General features: G+C 74.5%; 12 protein-coding genes. 7 read left to right on the forward strand and 5 right to left on the reverse strand.

The genetic code is table 11. The features are described 5' to 3' along the window. The first annotated feature begins 121 nt into the window (after positions 1 to 121). Complete coding sequence (locus RM844_RS06950) at positions 122 to 931, forward strand: SGNH/GDSL hydrolase family protein (protein WP_311665966.1); 810 nt, start codon at positions 122 to 124, stop codon at positions 929 to 931. On the opposite strand, the gene RM844_RS06955 is transcribed toward RM844_RS06950, so the two are convergent. Further along, positions 904 to 2,193 (reverse strand): SWF or SNF family helicase, encoded by a 1,290-nt coding sequence (locus tag RM844_RS06955; RefSeq protein WP_311665968.1) that lies wholly within the window; start codon positions 2,191 to 2,193, stop codon positions 904 to 906. The two genes, RM844_RS06950 and RM844_RS06955, sit on opposite strands and share 28 nt — an antisense overlap. After that, positions 2,190 to 5,069 (reverse strand): DEAD/DEAH box helicase, encoded by a 2,880-nt coding sequence (locus tag RM844_RS06960; RefSeq protein WP_311666157.1) that lies wholly within the window; start codon positions 5,067 to 5,069, stop codon positions 2,190 to 2,192. Before RM844_RS06960 ends, RM844_RS06955 begins: the two co-directional genes overlap by 4 nt. A gap of 296 nt (positions 5,070 to 5,365) precedes the next feature. Here RM844_RS06960 and RM844_RS06965 point away from each other — a divergent pair, with 296 nt between their 5' ends. The 4 genes from RM844_RS06965 to RM844_RS06980 all read left to right on the forward strand — a co-directional run bounded on the left by RM844_RS06965 (position 5,366) and on the right by RM844_RS06980 (position 8,585). Beyond that, positions 5,366 to 6,451 (forward strand): fatty acid desaturase family protein, encoded by a 1,086-nt coding sequence (locus RM844_RS06965; protein WP_311665970.1) that lies wholly within the window; start codon positions 5,366 to 5,368, stop codon positions 6,449 to 6,451. A 160-nt stretch (positions 6,452 to 6,611) separates the two neighbouring features. After that, positions 6,612 to 6,794 carry a hypothetical protein gene (locus RM844_RS06970; protein ID WP_311665972.1) on the forward strand — a complete coding sequence of 61 codons (183 nt, stop codon included), beginning with the start codon at positions 6,612 to 6,614 and terminating at the stop codon, positions 6,792 to 6,794. 246 nt (positions 6,795 to 7,040) lie between these two features. After that, positions 7,041 to 7,433, forward strand: a complete 393-nt coding sequence (locus tag RM844_RS06975; protein WP_311665974.1) for a roadblock/LC7 domain-containing protein — start codon at positions 7,041 to 7,043, stop codon at positions 7,431 to 7,433. Between the two features lie 126 nt (positions 7,434 to 7,559). Next, on the forward strand, positions 7,560 to 8,585 hold the full coding sequence (locus tag RM844_RS06980) for a DUF6397 family protein (RefSeq protein WP_311665976.1): 1,026 nt from the start codon (positions 7,560 to 7,562) through the stop codon (positions 8,583 to 8,585). Here the strand turns inward: RM844_RS06980 and RM844_RS06985 are convergent. Continuing rightward, positions 8,557 to 11,070, reverse strand: a complete 2,514-nt coding sequence (locus RM844_RS06985; RefSeq protein WP_311665979.1) for a DEAD/DEAH box helicase — start codon at positions 11,068 to 11,070, stop codon at positions 8,557 to 8,559. The genes RM844_RS06980 and RM844_RS06985 overlap by 29 nt on opposite strands. A 124-nt stretch (positions 11,071 to 11,194) precedes the next feature. Here RM844_RS06985 and RM844_RS06990 point away from each other — a divergent pair, with 124 nt between their 5' ends. After that, positions 11,195 to 11,983, forward strand: a complete 789-nt coding sequence (locus RM844_RS06990) for a metal-dependent hydrolase (protein ID WP_311665981.1) — start codon at positions 11,195 to 11,197, stop codon at positions 11,981 to 11,983. Between the two features lie 126 nt (positions 11,984 to 12,109). Here RM844_RS06990 and RM844_RS06995 read toward each other — a convergent pair whose 3' ends face one another. After that, a complete protein-coding gene (locus RM844_RS06995) occupies positions 12,110 to 13,891 on the reverse strand; it encodes an ABC transporter ATP-binding protein (RefSeq protein WP_311665983.1) in 1,782 nt (593 codons plus the stop codon). Next, positions 13,888 to 15,678: an ABC transporter ATP-binding protein gene (locus RM844_RS07000; RefSeq protein ID WP_311665984.1), complete on the reverse strand. Its 1,791-nt coding sequence runs from the start codon at positions 15,676 to 15,678 to the stop codon at positions 13,888 to 13,890. The genes RM844_RS06995 and RM844_RS07000 overlap by 4 nt, the downstream gene beginning before the upstream one ends. Before the next feature lie 296 nt (positions 15,679 to 15,974). On the opposite strand from RM844_RS07000, the gene RM844_RS07005 reads away from it, so the two are divergent. Further along, positions 15,975 to 16,559 carry a DUF6886 family protein gene (locus RM844_RS07005; RefSeq protein ID WP_311665986.1) on the forward strand — a complete coding sequence of 195 codons (585 nt, stop codon included), beginning with the start codon at positions 15,975 to 15,977 and terminating at the stop codon, positions 16,557 to 16,559. The last annotated feature ends 432 nt before the right edge of the window (positions 16,560 to 16,991 follow it).

Here is a 16,991-nt window from a genome sequence, read left to right on the forward strand (position 1 = left end):
TTGCCCGGCGGCGGCCCGCTCGTTGAACAGGGGGCGACCCAACCCGCCTGGCATGGACACGATTTGCACGGGGTAAGGGCGGGGCACCACCCGTCCCCCCACGAATCCCTCGGGAGGTTCCATGAACGCACGCCGCTGCCTGACGGTGGCCGTCACCACGGCCGCCGTCCTCGGCGTCACCGCCCTCACCCCCACCGCCGCCCAGGCGACCGCGTCCCCCACCGCGGCCGTCGACTACGTGGCCCTGGGCGACTCCTACTCCTCCGGCGTGGGCGCCGGCTCCTACGACGACGCCAGCGGCGACTGCAAGCGCTCCACCGTCGCCTACCCGGAGCTGTGGGCGGACGCCAACGCCCCCGACTCCTTCGCGTTCGCGGCCTGTTCCGGCGCGGTGACCAGCGACCTGATCAACGAGCAGGTCGGCGCCCTGAGCGCCGCCACCACCCTGGTCAGCGTCAGCATCGGCGGCAACGACGCGGGCTTCGCCGACACCATGCAGACCTGCGTCCTCCAGGGCACCGAGGCCTGCCTGGCGGCCGTCGCCGAGGCCAACGAGTTCGCCCAGGCCACCCTGCCCGGCCGGCTGGACGACGCCTACCAGGCCATCACCGGAGCCGCCCCCAACGCCGAGGTGGTGGTGCTCGGCTACCCGCGCTTCTACGAGCTGGACGGCTCCTGCGTGCTCGGCATCAGCGAGGAGTCCCGGGCCGCCATCAACGACGCCGCCGACCAGCTCAGCGCCGTGATCAGCGACCGCGCCGCCAGCCACGGCTTCACCTACGGCGACGTCCGGCAGGTCTTCACCGGCCACGAGATCTGCTCGGCCGACGAGTGGCTGCACAGCGTCACCGTGCCGATCGGGGACTCCTACCACCCGACGGCCGAGGGCCAGTCCGGCGGCTACTACGCCGTCTTCGAGTCGCTGGCCTGACCGGCGTCAGCGAGCGGCCCGGCCGTCGCCCAGGACTCCCCGTCCCGGGCGGCGGCCAGCGCCGTCACCGGGTCCGGCTCGGCCGGCCCGGCCGGCCACCACCGCCCCCGCCGCCGGCGGTAGGGCCACCACCGGCCCGCCCCGTAGCGCAGCTGCACGTCCGCCCCGCGCACCGTCCAGCGGTTGCCGGTGCCGCGCAGCACCGGGCGCGGCTCCACGTCGGCGAAGGCCAGCGCCAACTGCTCGGCCGCGCGCGGATCCGGCCCCTCGTCCGCCGCCTCCAGCACCGCGAGCGCCCGCGCCCCGCCGACCCGCCAGGCGGCCACCGCCAACGCCAGCTCCACCCCGCCGCGCCCACAGCCGGCCGCCAGCCGGCGGGCCACCCCCGGCGGCGGCGCGCCGTCCGCCGCCATCCGCACCGCGTCCGGCCAGCGCTCCAGCTCCGGCTCCTGCGCCCGCTCGGCATGGCCGGCGGCCAGCGCCTGGGCCAGCAGCCGGCCGGCCCGCCGCGCCGCGTCGCCGGCCAGGAACTCCAGCGCGGCGACGTCCGGTTCGCCCGCCACCCCCGGCGTGGCCAGCCCGGGCACCGGCCCGGGCGGCCCGGCAACCGCCGGCGGCGCCGGCAGCGCCGGCACCGGCCTGGCGTACGCCTCGGCCGCCGGCACCCCGGCCGGTTCGGCCGGCCCGGCCGCCGCCGCCCGCGCGGTGCTCCGCCGCCGCAGCTCGGCCAGCAGCTGCGGCTGCCCGAGCCCGCGCAGCCGCAGCAGCAGGAAGGGGTCAGCGTCCAGCAGCCGGGCCGTCTGGTAGCACAGCGCCGCCGTGTGCGCGCAGTGGTCCCACTCGCCGCACTCGCAGGTCGGCTCCAGGTCCCCGATTCCCGGCAGCAGTTCGACGCCGGCGGCGGCCGCGTCCGCGACCAGCGCGGGCGGCAGCTCCGCGTCCAGCAGGGCCGCCAGATGGCCCGCCTCCCGCGCGGCCGTCTCCAGCAGCCGGTCCCACTCCGCCGCGTCCAGCGGGCGCAGCAGCACGTCCGCGCGCCGCGCGTCCTCCCCGGCGGTCCGCACCACCGAGGTGAGCCGGCCGGGCCGCACCGACACCGCGCCCACCGCGCCGGCCCTGGCGTGCCGCCGCCCCTGCCGCAGCCGCTCCGTGTCCAGCGCGCCGTCCTCCAGCGCGCGCAGCCAGGCCAGGCCCCACCAGGTGCCAGCGAACCCGCGGCCCCGGGCCGGCGGCAGCGGCGCCAGCACCACCTCGTCAGTCATCGGACGCTCCTTCGCGTGGTGGTGACGTCCCGTTGGTCAGGTGCCGGACGGGCGTGGTCCCGGCGCAGCGTCACCAGCTCCGCCAGCTCGGCGTCGCTCAGCTCGGTCAACGCCGCCTCGCCGCCGCCGAGCACCGCGTCCGCCAGCGCCTGCTTGCGCCGCAGCAGGGCGGCGATCCGCTCCTCGATGGTGCCCTCCGTGACCAGCCGGTGGACCCGCACCGGCCGGTCCTGCCCGATCCGGTAGGCCCGGTCGGTGGCCTGCGCCTCCACCGCCGGGTTCCACCAGCGGTCGAAGTGCACCACGTGCTCCGCCCTGGTGAGGTTGAGTCCGGTGCCGGCGGCCCGCAGCGAGAGCAGGAAGACCGGCGCCTCGCCCGCGGTGAACCGGCGCACCAGCTCCTCCCGGCGGGCCACCGGCGTCCCGCCGTGCAGCAGCAGGCTGCCCACCCCGCGCTCCGCCAGCCGGGCCTCCAGCAGCCGCGCCATCCGCACGTACTGGGTGAAGACCAGCACGCTCGCGCCGCCCGCCACGATGGCGTCGATCAGCTCGTCGAAGACCGCCAGCTTCCCCGACCGGCCGGCCAGCCGCGGCCGCTCCTCCTTGAGGAACTGCGCCGGGTGGTTGCAGATCTGCTTGAGGGAGGTGAGCAGCTTGACGACCAGTCCGCGCCGCTCGACCCCGGCGCTCTCGGCCACCTCGGCCAGTCCCTCGCGGACCACCGCCTCGTAGAGGCCGGCCTGTTCGGCGGTGAGCGTCACGGACCGGTCGGTCTCGGTCTTCGGCGGCAGCTCCGGCGCGATCCCCGGGTCGGACTTCCGCCGCCGCAGCAGGAACGGCCGGACCAGCCGGGCCAGCCGCTCGGTCGCCGCCGGGTCGGCCCCGTCCTCGGCCGCGTCGGCGAACCGCCGGCGGAACGCGGCCAGCGGGCCGAGCAGCCCGGGCGTCGTCCAGTCCAGGATCGCCCACAGCTCGGAGAGGTTGTTCTCCACCGGCGTGCCGGTCAACGCCACCCGGGCGCCCGCCGGGATGGTGCGCAGCCGCCCGGCCGTCGCCGAGAACGCGTTCTTCACCTGCTGCGCCTCGTCGGCGACCAGCAGCGACCAGCCGACCTCGGCCAGCCGGTCCGCGTCCCGCCGCATGGTGCCGTAGGTGGTCAGCACGAACGCGTCGGGCGCCAGCTCGGACAGCTCCCGCTGCTGGCCGTGGAAGCGGCGCACCGGCGTGCCCGGTGCGAACGTGCCGATCTCCCGCTGCCAGTTGCCCAGCAGCGAGGCGGGCGCCACCACCAGCGTCGGCCCGGCCGTCGCCGCCGTCCGCTGCCGGTGCAGGTGCAGCGCGATCAGCGTGACGGTCTTCCCGAGCCCCATGTCGTCGGCCAGGCAGGCGCCCAGGCCCAGCGAGGTCATCCGGTGCAGCCAGTCCAGGCCGCGCCGCTGGTAGGCGCGGAGCGTGGCGCGCAGCGCCGGCGGCGGCTCGACCGGCTCGGCGTCGGCCCGTTCCGGGTCGGCCAGCCGCTCCCGCAGGGTGGCCAGCCAGCCGGTGGCCCGGACCGGGACCAGCCGGCCGTCCGCCTCGGTGTCACCGGTCAGCACCGCGTTCAGCGCCTGCCCCACGGTGACCTTGCCGTCCTGCCGCGCCCTGGCCCGGCGCAGCTCGTCGGGGGCCAGCAGCACCCACTGGTCGCGCAGCCGCACCAGCGGCCGGCCGTCCTCGGCCAGCCGGTCCAACTCGGCACGGCTGAGCGGGATGTCACCGACCGCGAAGCGCCAGTCGAAGGCCAGCAGCGCGCCGGGCGAGAGCAGCCCGGCGGACGGCTCGCGGGGCTCGTCGGACGGCCCGGTCGGGCCGATCTCGGCGTGCGCGGTGAGCGTGCGCACCAACTTCCGCGGCCAGTGCACCGCCAGCCCGGCGGCGGTCAGCGCCCGGTGGGTCGACTCGGCCAGCAGCTCGCCGACCTCCTCGTCGGCCAGCTCCACCGCGTCCGGCACCGCCCCGGTCAGCAGCGGCGAGAGCGGCTCCCAGGCGGCCGCCGCCCGGCGCAGCGCGAGCAGCGCGGCGCGCCGGGCCGCCGGCCCGAAGTGCGCTCCGGACGGGCCGGGTTCGGCCCAGAGCGCGGCGGCGTCCACCACCACCGCCGGGTCGGCCAGGCTGTGCGCCTGGAGCACCGCGCGGAACCGGGGGGCCGGCTCCCGGTCGGCGTCCTCGGGCGCGGCGCCGAGCGGCGCCAGCAGTTCCACCCGCAGCGAGAGCCGCACCCCGGCGTCGTGGCCGGCGGCCACCTCGGTGGCCCAGGCCCGGCGCTCCGGGACCCGGACCGGCTCCGGCGCGGCGTACGCGGCGGAGCCGGTGGCCAGGGCGGCGGCCGGGCTGCGCGGCAGGCCGTCGGCCACCGCGTCCAGGAAGGCGCGCAGCAGCTCGGCCGGGCGCGGCAGCAGCGGCCCGGCCGGCTCCGCCGGCTCCCCACCGGCGCCGTCGGTCGGGCCGTCGGCGGGCAGCGGCACGGCGTGCGCGTGCGGCGGCATCGCGGCCGCCAGCTCGCGCAGCCGCTCGCCGTCCGCGGCGGTCAGCGGCCCCAGCCGCCAGGCGTCGTGGTCGCCCGCGGTGACCCCCGGCAACAGCCGGCCCTGGGCGGCCAGTTGCAGGGCCAGCACGGCGGCGCCGCCCCAGTAGGCGGCGGCCGCCGTCGCCCGGGCCGTGGCGCGCGCCCGGGTCAGCACCGGCAGGGCCACCCGGACCGACAGCAGGACGGCCGGTACGGTGACCAGGGCGATCGTCCCGTCGGGCGCGGGCAGCGCCACCGTCAGCTCCTCCTCGGGCAGCCCCGGCGCTCCGGGCGGCGCGCCGTCGGGACGCCAGAAGGCGACCCGGCTCATCCTCGGGGGGTCGGCGGGCAGCACGGTGGCGGCGCAGCCGTGCAGGACGGCGATCTGTGCGGGGGAGGGCGGGCTCGCTGACACGCGTCTCCTCAAATTTGACTAGCCGGCGTGGCGGGGGCCGAGCGTACCCGAGGAGCGACGGAAGTCGAAATGCCGACAGCGGGACAAAGTGGGGCCAATCGCCCGCCTATGGTGGAGCTGGGTACACCCCCCTCGGGGGGTTGCGGCCCTGGCAACGCACCGTGAGCGGTTCATAGGATTTCGAAAACGTCATTCCCAGCACCGGAGTTCCCATGCCAGAGGCCACCGTCATCTCTCCCGCGTCGCGCGCGTCCGCGACGCCCGACGCGGGAGAGTTCACACCGCTGATGCGGCAGATCAAGGCGGAGGGGCTGCTGGACCGGCGCCACGGCGCCTACGTGGTGGGGCTGACGGTCAACGCCCTGGCGTTCGCCGCGGTGGTCGCCGGCGTGCTGGTGCTCGGGGACTCCTGGTGGAGCGTGGCGCTGGCCGTCCCGTTCGCGCTCTTCTCCACCCGCACCGCGTTCTACGGCCATGACGCGGGCCACTCCCAGATAGCGTCCAGCCGCAAGGTCAACCGGTGGCTCGGCTACGTCCACGGCAACCTGCTGCTGGGCATGAGCTCGGCCTGGTGGAACGACAAGCACAACCGGCACCACGCCAACCCCAACCACGTCGGCAAGGACCCCGACGTCGGCGAGGGCGTCCTGGTGTGGACCGAGAAGCAGGCGGAGAACCGCGCGGGCCTGGCCAACTGGCTCACCCGGCACCAGGCCCGGCTCTTCTTCCCGCTGCTGCTGCTCGAAGGCGTCAACCTCAAGGTCTCCGGCGTCCGGATGCTGCTGAGCGGCGAGGGCTGGGAGCGCCAGCGCGGCGCCCGGGTGCTGGAGTCGGTGCTGCTGGTCGTCCACGTGATCGCCTACGTGGCGCTGGTCTTCGGCACCCTTGGCTGGGGCAAGGCGCTCCTCTTCGTGGCCGTGCACCACATGCTCTTCGGTCTGCACCTCGGCTCGGTCTTCGCCCCGAACCACAAGGGCATGGAGATGCCCGACCCGGACGTCCGCTGGGGCCACCTCCGCAAGCAGGTGCTCACCTCGCGGAACGTCCACGGCGGGCCGGTCACCGACTGGATGATGGGGGGCCTCAACTACCAGATCGAGCACCACCTCTTCCCGAGCATGCCCCGGATGAACCTGCGCAAGGCGCAGCCACTGGTCCGCGACTACTGCCGGTCGATCGGCGTCTCCTACGCCGACACCTCGCTGGTCGACTCCTACCGGCAGGCCCTCGGCCACATGCACGGCGTCGGCGCCGAGGCCCGGGCCGAGCACCGCGCCAAGCGGCGCGGCACCGCCTGAGCGGGACGTCGCCCCGGGCCGGGGCGCCGCGGGGCCCGCTTCCGGGCGGGCTCCGGACGGGGCCCGGCCGCCGATCCCGGTTCGGTGGGGAACGGTGGACACCGGAGAGACGTTGACGTAGTGCCGTGGCGGTCCCGCCGCGGGCGAGGAGGTGCGGACCATGTCACGGGGAGCGAAGATCGCGCTCGGCGCGCTGGGCGCCGGGGTGGTGCTCTGGATTCTGACCAACTTCTGGATCGCCCTGCTGGTGATCGTGGGCGTCCCGGTGGGTGCCTACTTCCTGCTGGACTCCTCGCAGCGCACGCGGCTGCGGCGGGTCGGCCGCAAGGAGCTGGGTCGCTGAGCCCGCGGGTCGGGCGGCCTCCGTCCGACGTTTTTCCGCCGTTCTTCGAAGGGCCCCGGTCGACCGACCGGGGCCCTTCGGGCTGCCCGCTGGGCCGCTGGACGGCGGCGCACGGCCCGCCGCCGCGGCCCGTGACGCCAACCGGTACGGTCCCTTCCGGATAGCGGTACGGCCCAAACGGTTGCCGACGACCGTTTGCTGGGGAAGGCTGACACAGCAGTCGCCTTACGAGAAGGGGGAGCTGGGATGGCACTGAGCGCCACTCTCGACTGGCTGTTGGACGATCTGGCGCAGCGGCTACCGCGGGTCAGGCATGTCCTGTTGCTCTCAAGCGACGGGCTGGTCACCTCGGTGAGCCGGGGTCTTCGGCGGAGCAGCGCGGAGCATCTGGCCGCCGTCGCCTCCGGGTTGCACAGCCTCGCCAAGGGGGTGGGGGAGCACTTCCGCTGTGGCGACGTCCGGCAGACGATGATCGAGTTCGACGACGGGGTGCTCTTCGTGACCGCCGCCGGCGACGGCAGCTGTCTGTGCGTGCTGACCGGGCCGGACGCCGACGTGGGTCAGGTCGGCTACGAGATGACCCTGCTGGTGAACAAGGTCGGTGAGCACATGGGGTTGGCGGCGCGGGAGGCGCTCTGAGGTAGGCGGAGGCTCTTCGGACCCGGACACGGAAAGACGTCGATCGGTGACTCAGGGTTGCGGTGGGGGTCCCCCCATGGCTACTGTGGTTACTGACAGTAGTTTTTCGGGTGCTGGAGGTTCCCCATGTCCACGCAGCTCTCTCCTCGGTCCGACCGCTCTCCTCGGTCCGACCGTCCTGGCCCGCCCGGTCGGGCCGACCGTTCCCACCACACCGGCCGTGTCGATGCCGACCACGCCGACCACGCCGACCCGGGGGTGCCCACCGGCCAGGAAGACCACCCCGGGTGCGCGCACCCGCCCGCCCGCGGCCCGGGCGCCTGCGCCGGATGCGCGCGGCTGGCCCGCCTCGGCCGCCATCCCAACGTCACCCGGGTGCCCACCGGCCGCGCCGCCCCCGCGCCGGCCCACCTCCCGGACCAGCCCGCCCGGCGGGCCTGGCCGCCGGGCCGGCCGGCGCCCGGCCGGGCCCGGCGCGGGCCGCGCGGCGTCGAGCGCCACGCCCAGCGGCCCGGCCGCTGGGAGCGCCCGCCCCGCCCCGGCGCCGGCCGGGCGCGCGGCGGTGGGCGGCGCCCCAGCCAGCCGGTCGGGGCCTGCGCCGGCGCCCAGTTGCTCGGCATCAGCGCCGCCCGCTTCTCCCGCCTGGCCAGGGGCGGTTGCTTCAGCCCCTGCGAGTTCCTGCTCACCGAGCACGGCGTGATCGCCTGGCGCTATCCTCCGGCCGAGCTGCTGCTCTTCGCCGGCCGCCGGCCAGGGCTGCTGGCCGGCCGGCTGCCCGAAGGGCTGCGGCAGGCCCTGGGTCAGGGGCAGGACTGGCGGCCCCGCCGCTGGCGGGCCCAGCGCACGGGGGTGCTGGTCGGGCGGGCCCCCGGCCCCTGGGAGGCGGCGGCCGTGCCAGCCGCCGTCCTGCCGCCGGCCGTGCTGGCCACCACGGTGCCCAACCCGGCGGAGCGCGCCACTCTGGGCCGGCTACGGCCCGCGCTGGTGGCCGCGCGGCTGGCCGCCGGGCCCTGGCGCTCGGTCCGCCGCCTGCTGGAGGCGTGCGAGCCGGACGAGACCGGCTGGTACCGCGAGCAGTTGGCGGCCACCCTCCGGGTCGCCAGGGAGCAGCCGCCCCCCGCGCTCACAGCTGGCCCACGTCCGTCACCTTGAGCACCGCCCGGCCCTCCGCGTCCGACGCGGTCAGGTCCACCTCGGCGGAGATCCCCCAGTCGTGGTCGCCCTCCGGATCGGCGAACGTCTGCCGCACCCGCCACAGCCCGTCCTCCGGCCGTTCCTCGATCCGCAGCAGCCGCGGCCCGCGGGCGTCCGGCCCCGTACCCAGCTCCTCGTACTCGGCCCAGTAACCGTCCAGCGCCGTGCGCCACGCCTCGGCGTCCCAACCGTCCTCGCCATCCAGCTCGCCCAACTCGTGATAGCGGTCAAGGGCCGCCAGCTCCACCCGCCGGAACATCGCGTTCCGCACCAGCACCCGGAACGCCCGGGCGTTCGCCGTCACCGGCCGCACCTGGTCCGCGCGCTCCCGCGCCTCCTCCGCGTCCTCCGTCGCCGGGTTCGCCAACTGCTCCCACTCGTCCAACAGACTGGAGTCCACCTGCCGCACCAACTCGCCCAGCCAGGCCGTGATGTCCTGGAAGTCCTCCGACTTCAGATCCTCCGGCACGGTGTGCTCCAGCGCCTTGTACGCGCCGGCCAGATACCGCAGCACGATGCCCTCGGTCCTGGCCAGCTCGTACAACGAGACGAACTCCGAGAAGGTCAGCGCCCGTTCGTACATGTCGCGGACGACCGACTTCGGGGAGAGCGGGTGGTCGCCCACCCACGGATGGCTCCTGCGGTACAGCCCGAAGGCGTGGAAGAGCAGCTCGTCCAGCGGGCGCGGATAGCTGATGTCCATCAGCCGCTCCATCCGCTCCTCGTACTCGACGCCCTCGGCCTTCATCTCGGCCACCGCCTCGCCCCTGGCCTTGTTCTGCTGGGCCGCCAGAATCTGCCGGGGGTCGTCCAGCGTGGCCTCCACCACCGAGACCATGTCCAGCGCGTAGGAGGGAGACTCGGGATCAAGCAGCTCGAACGCCGCCAGGGCGAAGGTCGACAGCGGCTGGTTGAGGGCGAAGTCGGCCTGCAGATCCACCGTCAGCCGCACCGTGCGTCCCTGCGCGTCCGGCTCCGGCAGCCGCTCCACCACCCCACCGTCGAGCAGCGAGCGGAAGATCGCGATGGCCCGCCGGATCAGCCGCAGCTGCTGCCGCCGGGGCTCGTGGTTGTCCTCCAGCAGGTGCCGCATCGCCGCGAACGGATCGCCCGGCCGGGCGATCACCGACAGCAGCATCGCGTGGGTCACCCGGAACCGCGAGGTCAGCGGCTCCGGATCGGCCGAGATCAGCCGCTCGAAGGTCTGCTCGCTCCAGTTGACGAAGCCCTCCGGCGCCTTCTTCCGCACCACCTTGCGGCGCTTCTTCGGATCGTCGCCGGCCTTGGCCAACGCCTTCTCGTTCTCCACCACGTGCTCCGGGGCCTGCGCCACCACCAGCCCCGAGGTGTCGAAGCCGGCCCGGCCGGCCCGGCCCGCGATCTGGTGGAACTCCCGCGCCCGCAGCACCCGCACCCGACTGCCGTCGTACTTGGTGAGCGCGGTGAACAACACCGTCCGGATCGGGACGTTGACGCCGACGCCCAGCGTGTCGGTGCCGCAGATCACCTTCAACAGCCCGGCCTGCGCCAGCTTCTCCACCAGCCGCCGGTACTTGGGCAGCATCCCCGCGTGGTGCACCCCGATCCCGTGCCGCACATAGCGGGAGAGGTTCCGGCCGAAGCGCGTGGTGAACCGGAAGTTCCCGATCAGCGAGGCGATCTCGTCCTTCTCCGCCCGGCTGCACATGTTGATGCTCATCAGCGCCTGCGCCCGCTCCACCGCCTGCGCCTGGGTGAAGTGCACGATGTAGACCGGCGCCTGATGGGTCTCCAGCAGCTCCGTCAGCGTCTCCGTCAGCCCCGTCGTCCGGTACTCGTAGCTGAGCGGCACCGGCCTGGTCGCCGAGCGCACCACCGCGGTCGCCCGCCCGGTACGCCGGGTCAGGTCCTCCTCGAACCGCGTCATGTCGCCGAGCGTCGCCGACATCAGGACGAACTGCGCCTGCGGCAGCTCCAGCAGCGGGATCTGCCACGCCCACCCCCGGTCCGGCTCCGCGTAGAAGTGGAACTCGTCCATCACCACCTGGCCGACGTCCGCCTGCGCCCCGTCCCGCAGCGCGATCGAGGCCAGCACCTCGGCGGTGCAGCAGATCACCGGCGCGTCCGCGTTCACCGAGGCGTCACCGGTCAGCATCCCGACGTTCTCGGTGCCGAACAGCTTGCACAGCTCGAAGAACTTCTCCGAGACCAGGGCCTTGATCGGCGCCGTGTAGAAGGTCACCTGGTCCCGGGCCAGCGCGGCGAAGTGCGCCCCCGCCGCCACCAGGGACTTCCCCGAGCCGGTCGGCGTGGACAGGATCACGTTGGACCCCGAGACCACCTCGATCAGCGCCTCCTCCTGGGCGGGGTAGAGACTGATCCCCCGCTCCATCGCCCATGACGAGAACGCGTCGAAGAGGGCGTCGGGATCACTGTTCTGTGGCATCTGATCGATTAGGGTCACCGCCCCATACTGCCCCTCCCCGGCCCCCAAACGAGAACCGACCGTCCGTCGGAAGATCACATGGCGCTACGCTGTCCCGCTGGGGGAAGACCCAACGGTGAAGAAAAGGCGGGGGAGTTCAACCATGATGGGACCTGCGCACTCGCTGTCCGGCGCGATGGCCTGGCTGGGAGTGGGCGCCGCCGCGGCGGCGGCCGACCACCCCATGCCCTGGCCCGTCCTGGTGGCCGGCACGCTGATCTGCGCCGGCGCCGCGCTCGCCCCCGACCTCGACCACAAGAACGCGACGATATCCCGCGCCTTCGGCCCGATCTCCCGGATCCTCGCCGGCTTCATCGACAAGCTCTCCGCCGCCGTCTACAACGCGACCAGGGGCCGCAGGGACCGCCGCCGCAGCGGCGGCCACCGCACCCTCACCCACACCTGGCTCTGGGCCGTCATGCTGGGCGCCGGTTTCTCCGGCGCCGCCATCGCCTTCGGCCGCTGGGCCGTGCTGGTCACCCTCTTCATCCACCTCGTGCTGGCCGTCGAGGGCCTGCTCTGGCGGATGGCCCGGGTCTCCAGCGACGTGCTGGTCTGGCTGCTCGGCGCGGCCAGCGCCTGGATCGTCGCCGGCGTCCTCGACCAGCCGGGCAACGGCGCCAACTGGCTCTTCACCGACGAGCCCTACGCCTGGATCGGCCTGCCCATCGTGCTGGGCGCCATCGTGCACACCCTCGGCGACTCGATCACCATCTCCGGCTGCCCGATGCTCTGGCCGCTGCCCATCGCCGGCCGCCGCTGGTACCCGCTGGGCACCCCCAGCTTCATGCGCTTCCGGGCCGGCGCCTGGGTGGAGAACAAGGTGCTGATGCCGGCCTTCGTGGTGATCGGCACGGTCAGCGGCGTCGCCGCCGGCGTCCTCACCCCCTGACCCCCGGGTCCCCGACCCCCCACCCCGGCCCACGCGGAGCGGCCCGGCGCCGACCACCCCCGGGGGAGCGGTCGGCGCCGGGCCGCGTCTGGCGCCGACCAAGCGGCCGCAGTAGCCGCAGCCGCCTCAGCCGTGCCAGGAGCGCCAGAGCGCGGCGTACGCGCCGTCCGCCGCCACCAGCTCGTCATGGCTGCCCAGCTCCGTGATCCGGCCGTCCTCGACCACCGCGATCACGTCCGCGTCGTGCGCCGTGTGCAGCCGGTGCGCGATCGCGATCACCGTCCGCCCGTCCAACACCCGGCCCAGCGAACGCTCCAGGTTCCGCGCCGCCCGCGGGTCCAGCAGCGAGGTCGCCTCGTCCAGCACCAGGGTGTGCGGATCGGCCAGCACCAGCCGCGCCAGCGCGACCTGCTGGGCCCGCGCCGGGGTCACCGCCATGGCGCCCGAGCCCACCTCGGTGTCCAGCCCCTCGGGCAGCTCCCGCACCCAGTCGGCCGCGTCCACCGCGCCCAGCGCCGCCCACAGCTCGGCGTCCGTGGCATCCGTCCTGGCCAGCAGCAGGTTGTCCCGCAACGGGCCGACGAACACGTGGTGTTCCTGGTTGACCAGGGCCACCCGCTCCCGGACCCGCTCCGCCGACATCTCGGACAGCTCGGTACCGCCCAGCGTCACCGAACCGGTCCGCGGCCCGTAGATCCCGGCCAGCAGTCGGCCCAGCGTGGACTTGCCCGCCCCCGAGGGCCCGACCAGCGCCAGCCGGGTGCCCGGCGCGATGTCCAGGCTCACCCCGTGCAGCACGTCGACCTCCGGCAGATAGCCGAACCGCACCCGCTCGGCCAGCAGCTCCCGGCCCCCCGGCGCCAGCGAGGCGTCCCCGTGGTCCTCCTCGACCTCCCGCACCCCGACCAGCCGGGCCAGCGAGACCCGCGCCACCTGGAGCTCGTCCAGCCACCGCAGGATCATCCCCACCGGCTCGACCATCAGCTGGGTCAGCAGCGCACCCGTGGTCAGCTGCCCCACCGACACCCAGCCCTCCAGCACGAACCAGCCACCGATCATCAACACCCCGGCCAGCAGCGTGGCGTGGTAGAAGTTGATCGCCGGGATCAGGATCGACCGCAGCCACAGCGTGTACCGCTCCCAGCGGGTCCACTCAGCGACCCGCTGGTCCGAGAGCGCGACCCGACGGTCCGCCAGCCGGTGCGCCTCGATGGTGCGCCCCGCGTCCACCGTCTCGGCCAGCGCCGCCGCCACCGCCGCGTACCCGGCGGCCTCCGAGCGGTAGCCGGCCGGCGCCCGCCGGAAGTACCAGACACACACGGCCAGCAGCAGCGGCAACGCCACCAGGATCGCCAGCGCGAGCGGCGGCGCGGTCACCACCAGCCCGCCCAGCAGCAGCCCGACCCACACTACGGCCACGGACATCTGCGGCAACGCCTCCCGCATCGCCGTGGACAGCCGGTCCACGTCCGTGTTGATCCGGGCCAGCAGATCGCCCGTGCCGGCCCGCTCCAACACGCCCGGCGGCAGCCCCACCGAGCGGACCAGGAAGTCCTCCCGCAGGTCGGCCAGCATCCGCTCGCCCAACACCGCGCCGCGCAGCCGCACCAGCCGGACGAAGAACGCCTGCACCGCCAGTGCCACGGCGAACAGCGAGATGTTCCGCCCCAGGTGCAACTCCCGCTCCCCGTCGGCGAGATCCTGCACCACCCCGCCCAGCAGGATCGGCCCCACCATGGAGGCCAGCACGGCCAGCGCGTTCACGACTATCAGCAGGACGAACGCCGCGCGGTGCCGGCGCAGCAACGAGCGCACATAGCCGCGCACCGTCTCCGCCCCGGCCACCGGCAGCGTGGTCGTGTGCTCGTTGCCGGCCGGGTCGTACTCGGGTGGCTTGACGCCGATCATGCGGACTCCTCGGCCAGGTGAACGATTTCTGTGTCGCGGGTGACCACGGCCCGGTAGGCCGGCGTGTCCCGCAGCAGGTCACGGTGCGGCCCCACGGCGGCCACCGCGCCGTCCTGGACGAAGACCACCTCGTCGGCCTGGTCCAGCATCAGCGGGCTGGAGGTGAAGACCACCGTCGTCCGCCCCGCGCGCAGCGCCCGCAGCCCCGAGGCGATGCCCGCCTCGGTGTGCGCGTCCACCGCCGAGGTCGGCTCGTCCAGCACCAGCACCTCCGGGTCGGTCAGCAACGACCTGGCCAGCGCCAGTCGTTGCCGCTGACCGCCGGAGAGCGACCGGGCCCGCTCGGTGATCATCCCGCGCATCGGGTCCCGGCTGCCGTCCGTGGTGGCCCGGGACAGCGCGTCCAGCACGTCGTGGCAGTGCGCCGCGCGCAGCGCCCGCTCGGCGCTGACCCGCCCCGAGGCCGGCACGTCCAACAGCTTGGCCAGCGTGCCGGAGAGCAGCACCGGGTCCTTGTCCTGCACCAGCACCGCCGCCCGCGCCTCGACCAGCGGCACCGCGTCCAGGGCGACCCCGCCCAGCCGCGCCGACTCCTCGTCCCCCGGCTCCGCCGGGTGGCCGCCCAGCCGCTCGGCCAGCCGCTCGGCGAAGTCCGGCGAGCCGCAGACCACCGCCGTCAGCCGGCCCCTGGCCGCGCGCAGCCCGGTGGCCGGATCGGTCAGGTCGCCCGCCAGGCGGGTGCCGTCCGCCACCGCACGCTGCCGCACCGGCCCGTCCGTCTCCCCGCCGTCGTCCCGGCGCAGCCCGAGCACCCGCACCGCGCGGCGGGCGGACGGCCGGGAGAAGGTGAAGGCCATCGCCGCCTCCGAGAACAGCCGCAGCGGGAACATCAGGAAGCTCACCGCCCCGTAGACGCTCACCAGCTCACCCGGGCTCAGCCGGCCCTCCCGGGCCAGGGTCGCGCCCTGCCACACCACGGCGATCAGCAGCAGGCCCGGCATGACGACCTGCACCGCGTCGATCAGCGACCACATCCTGGCGTTGTGCACCGAGGCCGCCCGCACCTCCTGCGAGGCCCGGCGGTAACGCTCCAGGAACAGCTCCTCGCCGCCGATGCCGCGCAGCACCCGCAGCCCGGCCACGGTGTCCGAGGCCAACTCGGTGGCCCGGCCGGCCTTCCCCCGCTCGGCGTCGGCCCGCCGGGTCGCCGCCGGCAGCAACGGGAAGATGCTCAGCACCACGGCGGCCACCCCGCCGGTGACCAGCAGCCCCAGCCGGGGCTCGTACACGATCAACCCGGCGCACACCGAGACCGTGACCACCACCGCCGCCACGAACCGCGAGAACGACTCAACAAACCAGCCAATTTTCTCCACGTCGCCGGTGGAGACCTTGACGACCTCGCCGGCCGCGACCCGGCGGGTGAGCACGCCTCCCAGCCGGGAGGTCTGGCGGGCCAGCAGCTGCTGGACCCGGGCCGCCGCGGTGATCCAGTTGGTGACCGCGGCGCGGTGCAGCATGGCGTCGGCGAAGGCCATCACCACCGCGAGGACGACCAGCAGCAACCCGGTGAGGAACAGCCGCCGGCCCGACTCGTCGACCACCGCGGCGACGGCCGATCCCATGGCGACGGGAAGTGCGGCGATGGTCGCCATGTGGAGTGTGCCCCAGCCCAGGGCCTTGGCCTGGCCGCCGAGCTGGCGGCGGAACAACCAGACCAGAAAACGGAAACCCGACCTGACGTCCGGTTGGCCGGGGTCGGAGTACGGAAGATCGCGAATCTGCATGACATCCCAGAGTCAGTGCGTGTGGGAACTGGGCAACCTTGCAAGAATCCCGGCCCGAGCTGCCGAAAATCAACCCGTTTTTCCCCCGGCGCCCGCCCCGTCCGACCGCCGGCGCGCGCCCTCCGGCGCCCCCTCGGGCCGGTGCGCCGCGCGGCCCGCCGGCGCGTCGCGTCCACCGGCCGACCGGGACGCCGGTGGCCGAAAATCGCCGGGCGGTCTTGTGGTTTGTCCCATGCGTCACCCGGGGCGGTCCAGCCGGGCCGGCCGGCCCCGGCCGCGATGCGATCATGAACCGCATGCGTCCAGCTCCAGGCGAGGTCCTGCACTTCTCCGAGGACCCCGGGATACGGGTCTTCCAACCCCATGTCGCCGCCCGCGCCCTCCAGTCGGAGGCGTTGGTGTGGGCCGTGGACGCGGCCCGCGCGCCCGACTACTGGTTCCCCCGGCAGTGCCCGCGCGCCATGGTCTGGGCCAAGCCCAGCAGCTCCGGGGCCGACCGGCAGCGCCTGATCGGGGACGGCGGGGGTGAGCGGGTGCACGCCATCGAGTACGGGTGGCTCGCCCGGCTGATGGAGGTCCGGCTCTTCGCCTACCGGCTGCCGGCCTCGCTCTTCCACCCCCTCGGCGGCCGGGACAGCCACGCGCTGGTCGCCCGGCAGCGGGTGGAGCCGCTCGGCCCGCCCATGGAGGTCGGCAACCTGCTGGCGCTGCACCGCGAGGCCGGCATCCAACTGCGGGTCTACGACAACCTCTGGCCGTTCTGGGACGCCGCCGTCGGCAGCAGCCTGGGCCACAGCGCCATCCGGATGCGCAACGCCCGCCCCCGCCCCGTCCCCGCCGGGTGGCCGGGGCCGCCGCACGCGCCCACCCGGGTCGGCTGACCGGAGGCGCCGTCGGCCGCCCCGGCAGACCACGCCGTCCGGGGCGGTGACCACAAGCCCCGAACGCGAAGGCCGCCGCGACGACCGTTACCGCCCGTCGGGGGCTCCCGGACGTTCACCAGTTGGCGACGAACGCCCCCGTAACCCCGGGGGCGGTGCTTTTTGTTTGAACAAAAGGCTGCGCCAACTGTTGACGAGTTCATGGTGGGCTTCCAGTATGAGGGGCAACCGCCGAGGTGGGAGCGCTCCCATTGGTTCCCATCCGCATTCGGCGTGGTTTCTCGGATCATCGACCAACGATCGAGAGGGCCGCCACCATGCCACCCCCCCAAGGTCTTTGCGCGTGCCAGGTTTCCAGCAGCTGTGACGAGTCCCCGAGCCCGACGGTGGGTGCCGACAGGGCGGCCCCGGCCGATGCCGAGCCGTGCCTGG

The sequence above is a fragment of the Streptomyces chisholmiae genome (genome assembly GCF_031845445.1).
In the GTDB taxonomy this organism is placed as follows: Bacteria; Actinomycetota; Actinomycetes; order Streptomycetales; family Streptomycetaceae; genus Streptomyces; species Streptomyces chisholmiae.

Bases quoted from the DNA above. Each gene is read 5' to 3' on its own strand.
- RM844_RS06950 (WP_311665966.1), top strand. From the start codon at position 122: ATGAACGCACGCCGCTGCCTGACGGTGGCCGTCACCACGGCCGCCGTC.
- RM844_RS06955 (WP_311665968.1), bottom strand. From the start codon at position 2,193: ATGACTGACGAGGTGGTGCTGGCGCCGCTGCCGCCGGCCCGGGGCCGC.
- RM844_RS06960 (WP_311666157.1), bottom strand. From the start codon at position 5,069: ATGAGCCGGGTCGCCTTCTGGCGTCCCGACGGCGCGCCGCCCGGAGCG.
- RM844_RS06965 (WP_311665970.1), top strand. From the start codon at position 5,366: ATGCCAGAGGCCACCGTCATCTCTCCCGCGTCGCGCGCGTCCGCGACG.
- RM844_RS06970 (WP_311665972.1), top strand. From the start codon at position 6,612: ATGTCACGGGGAGCGAAGATCGCGCTCGGCGCGCTGGGCGCCGGGGTG.
- RM844_RS06975 (WP_311665974.1), top strand. From the start codon at position 7,041: ATGGCACTGAGCGCCACTCTCGACTGGCTGTTGGACGATCTGGCGCAG.
- RM844_RS06980 (WP_311665976.1), top strand. From the start codon at position 7,560: ATGTCCACGCAGCTCTCTCCTCGGTCCGACCGCTCTCCTCGGTCCGAC.
- RM844_RS06990 (WP_311665981.1), top strand. From the start codon at position 11,195: ATGATGGGACCTGCGCACTCGCTGTCCGGCGCGATGGCCTGGCTGGGA.
- RM844_RS06995 (WP_311665983.1), bottom strand. From the start codon at position 13,891: ATGATCGGCGTCAAGCCACCCGAGTACGACCCGGCCGGCAACGAGCAC.
- RM844_RS07000 (WP_311665984.1), bottom strand. From the start codon at position 15,678: ATGCAGATTCGCGATCTTCCGTACTCCGACCCCGGCCAACCGGACGTC.
- RM844_RS07005 (WP_311665986.1), top strand. From the start codon at position 15,975: ATGCGTCCAGCTCCAGGCGAGGTCCTGCACTTCTCCGAGGACCCCGGG.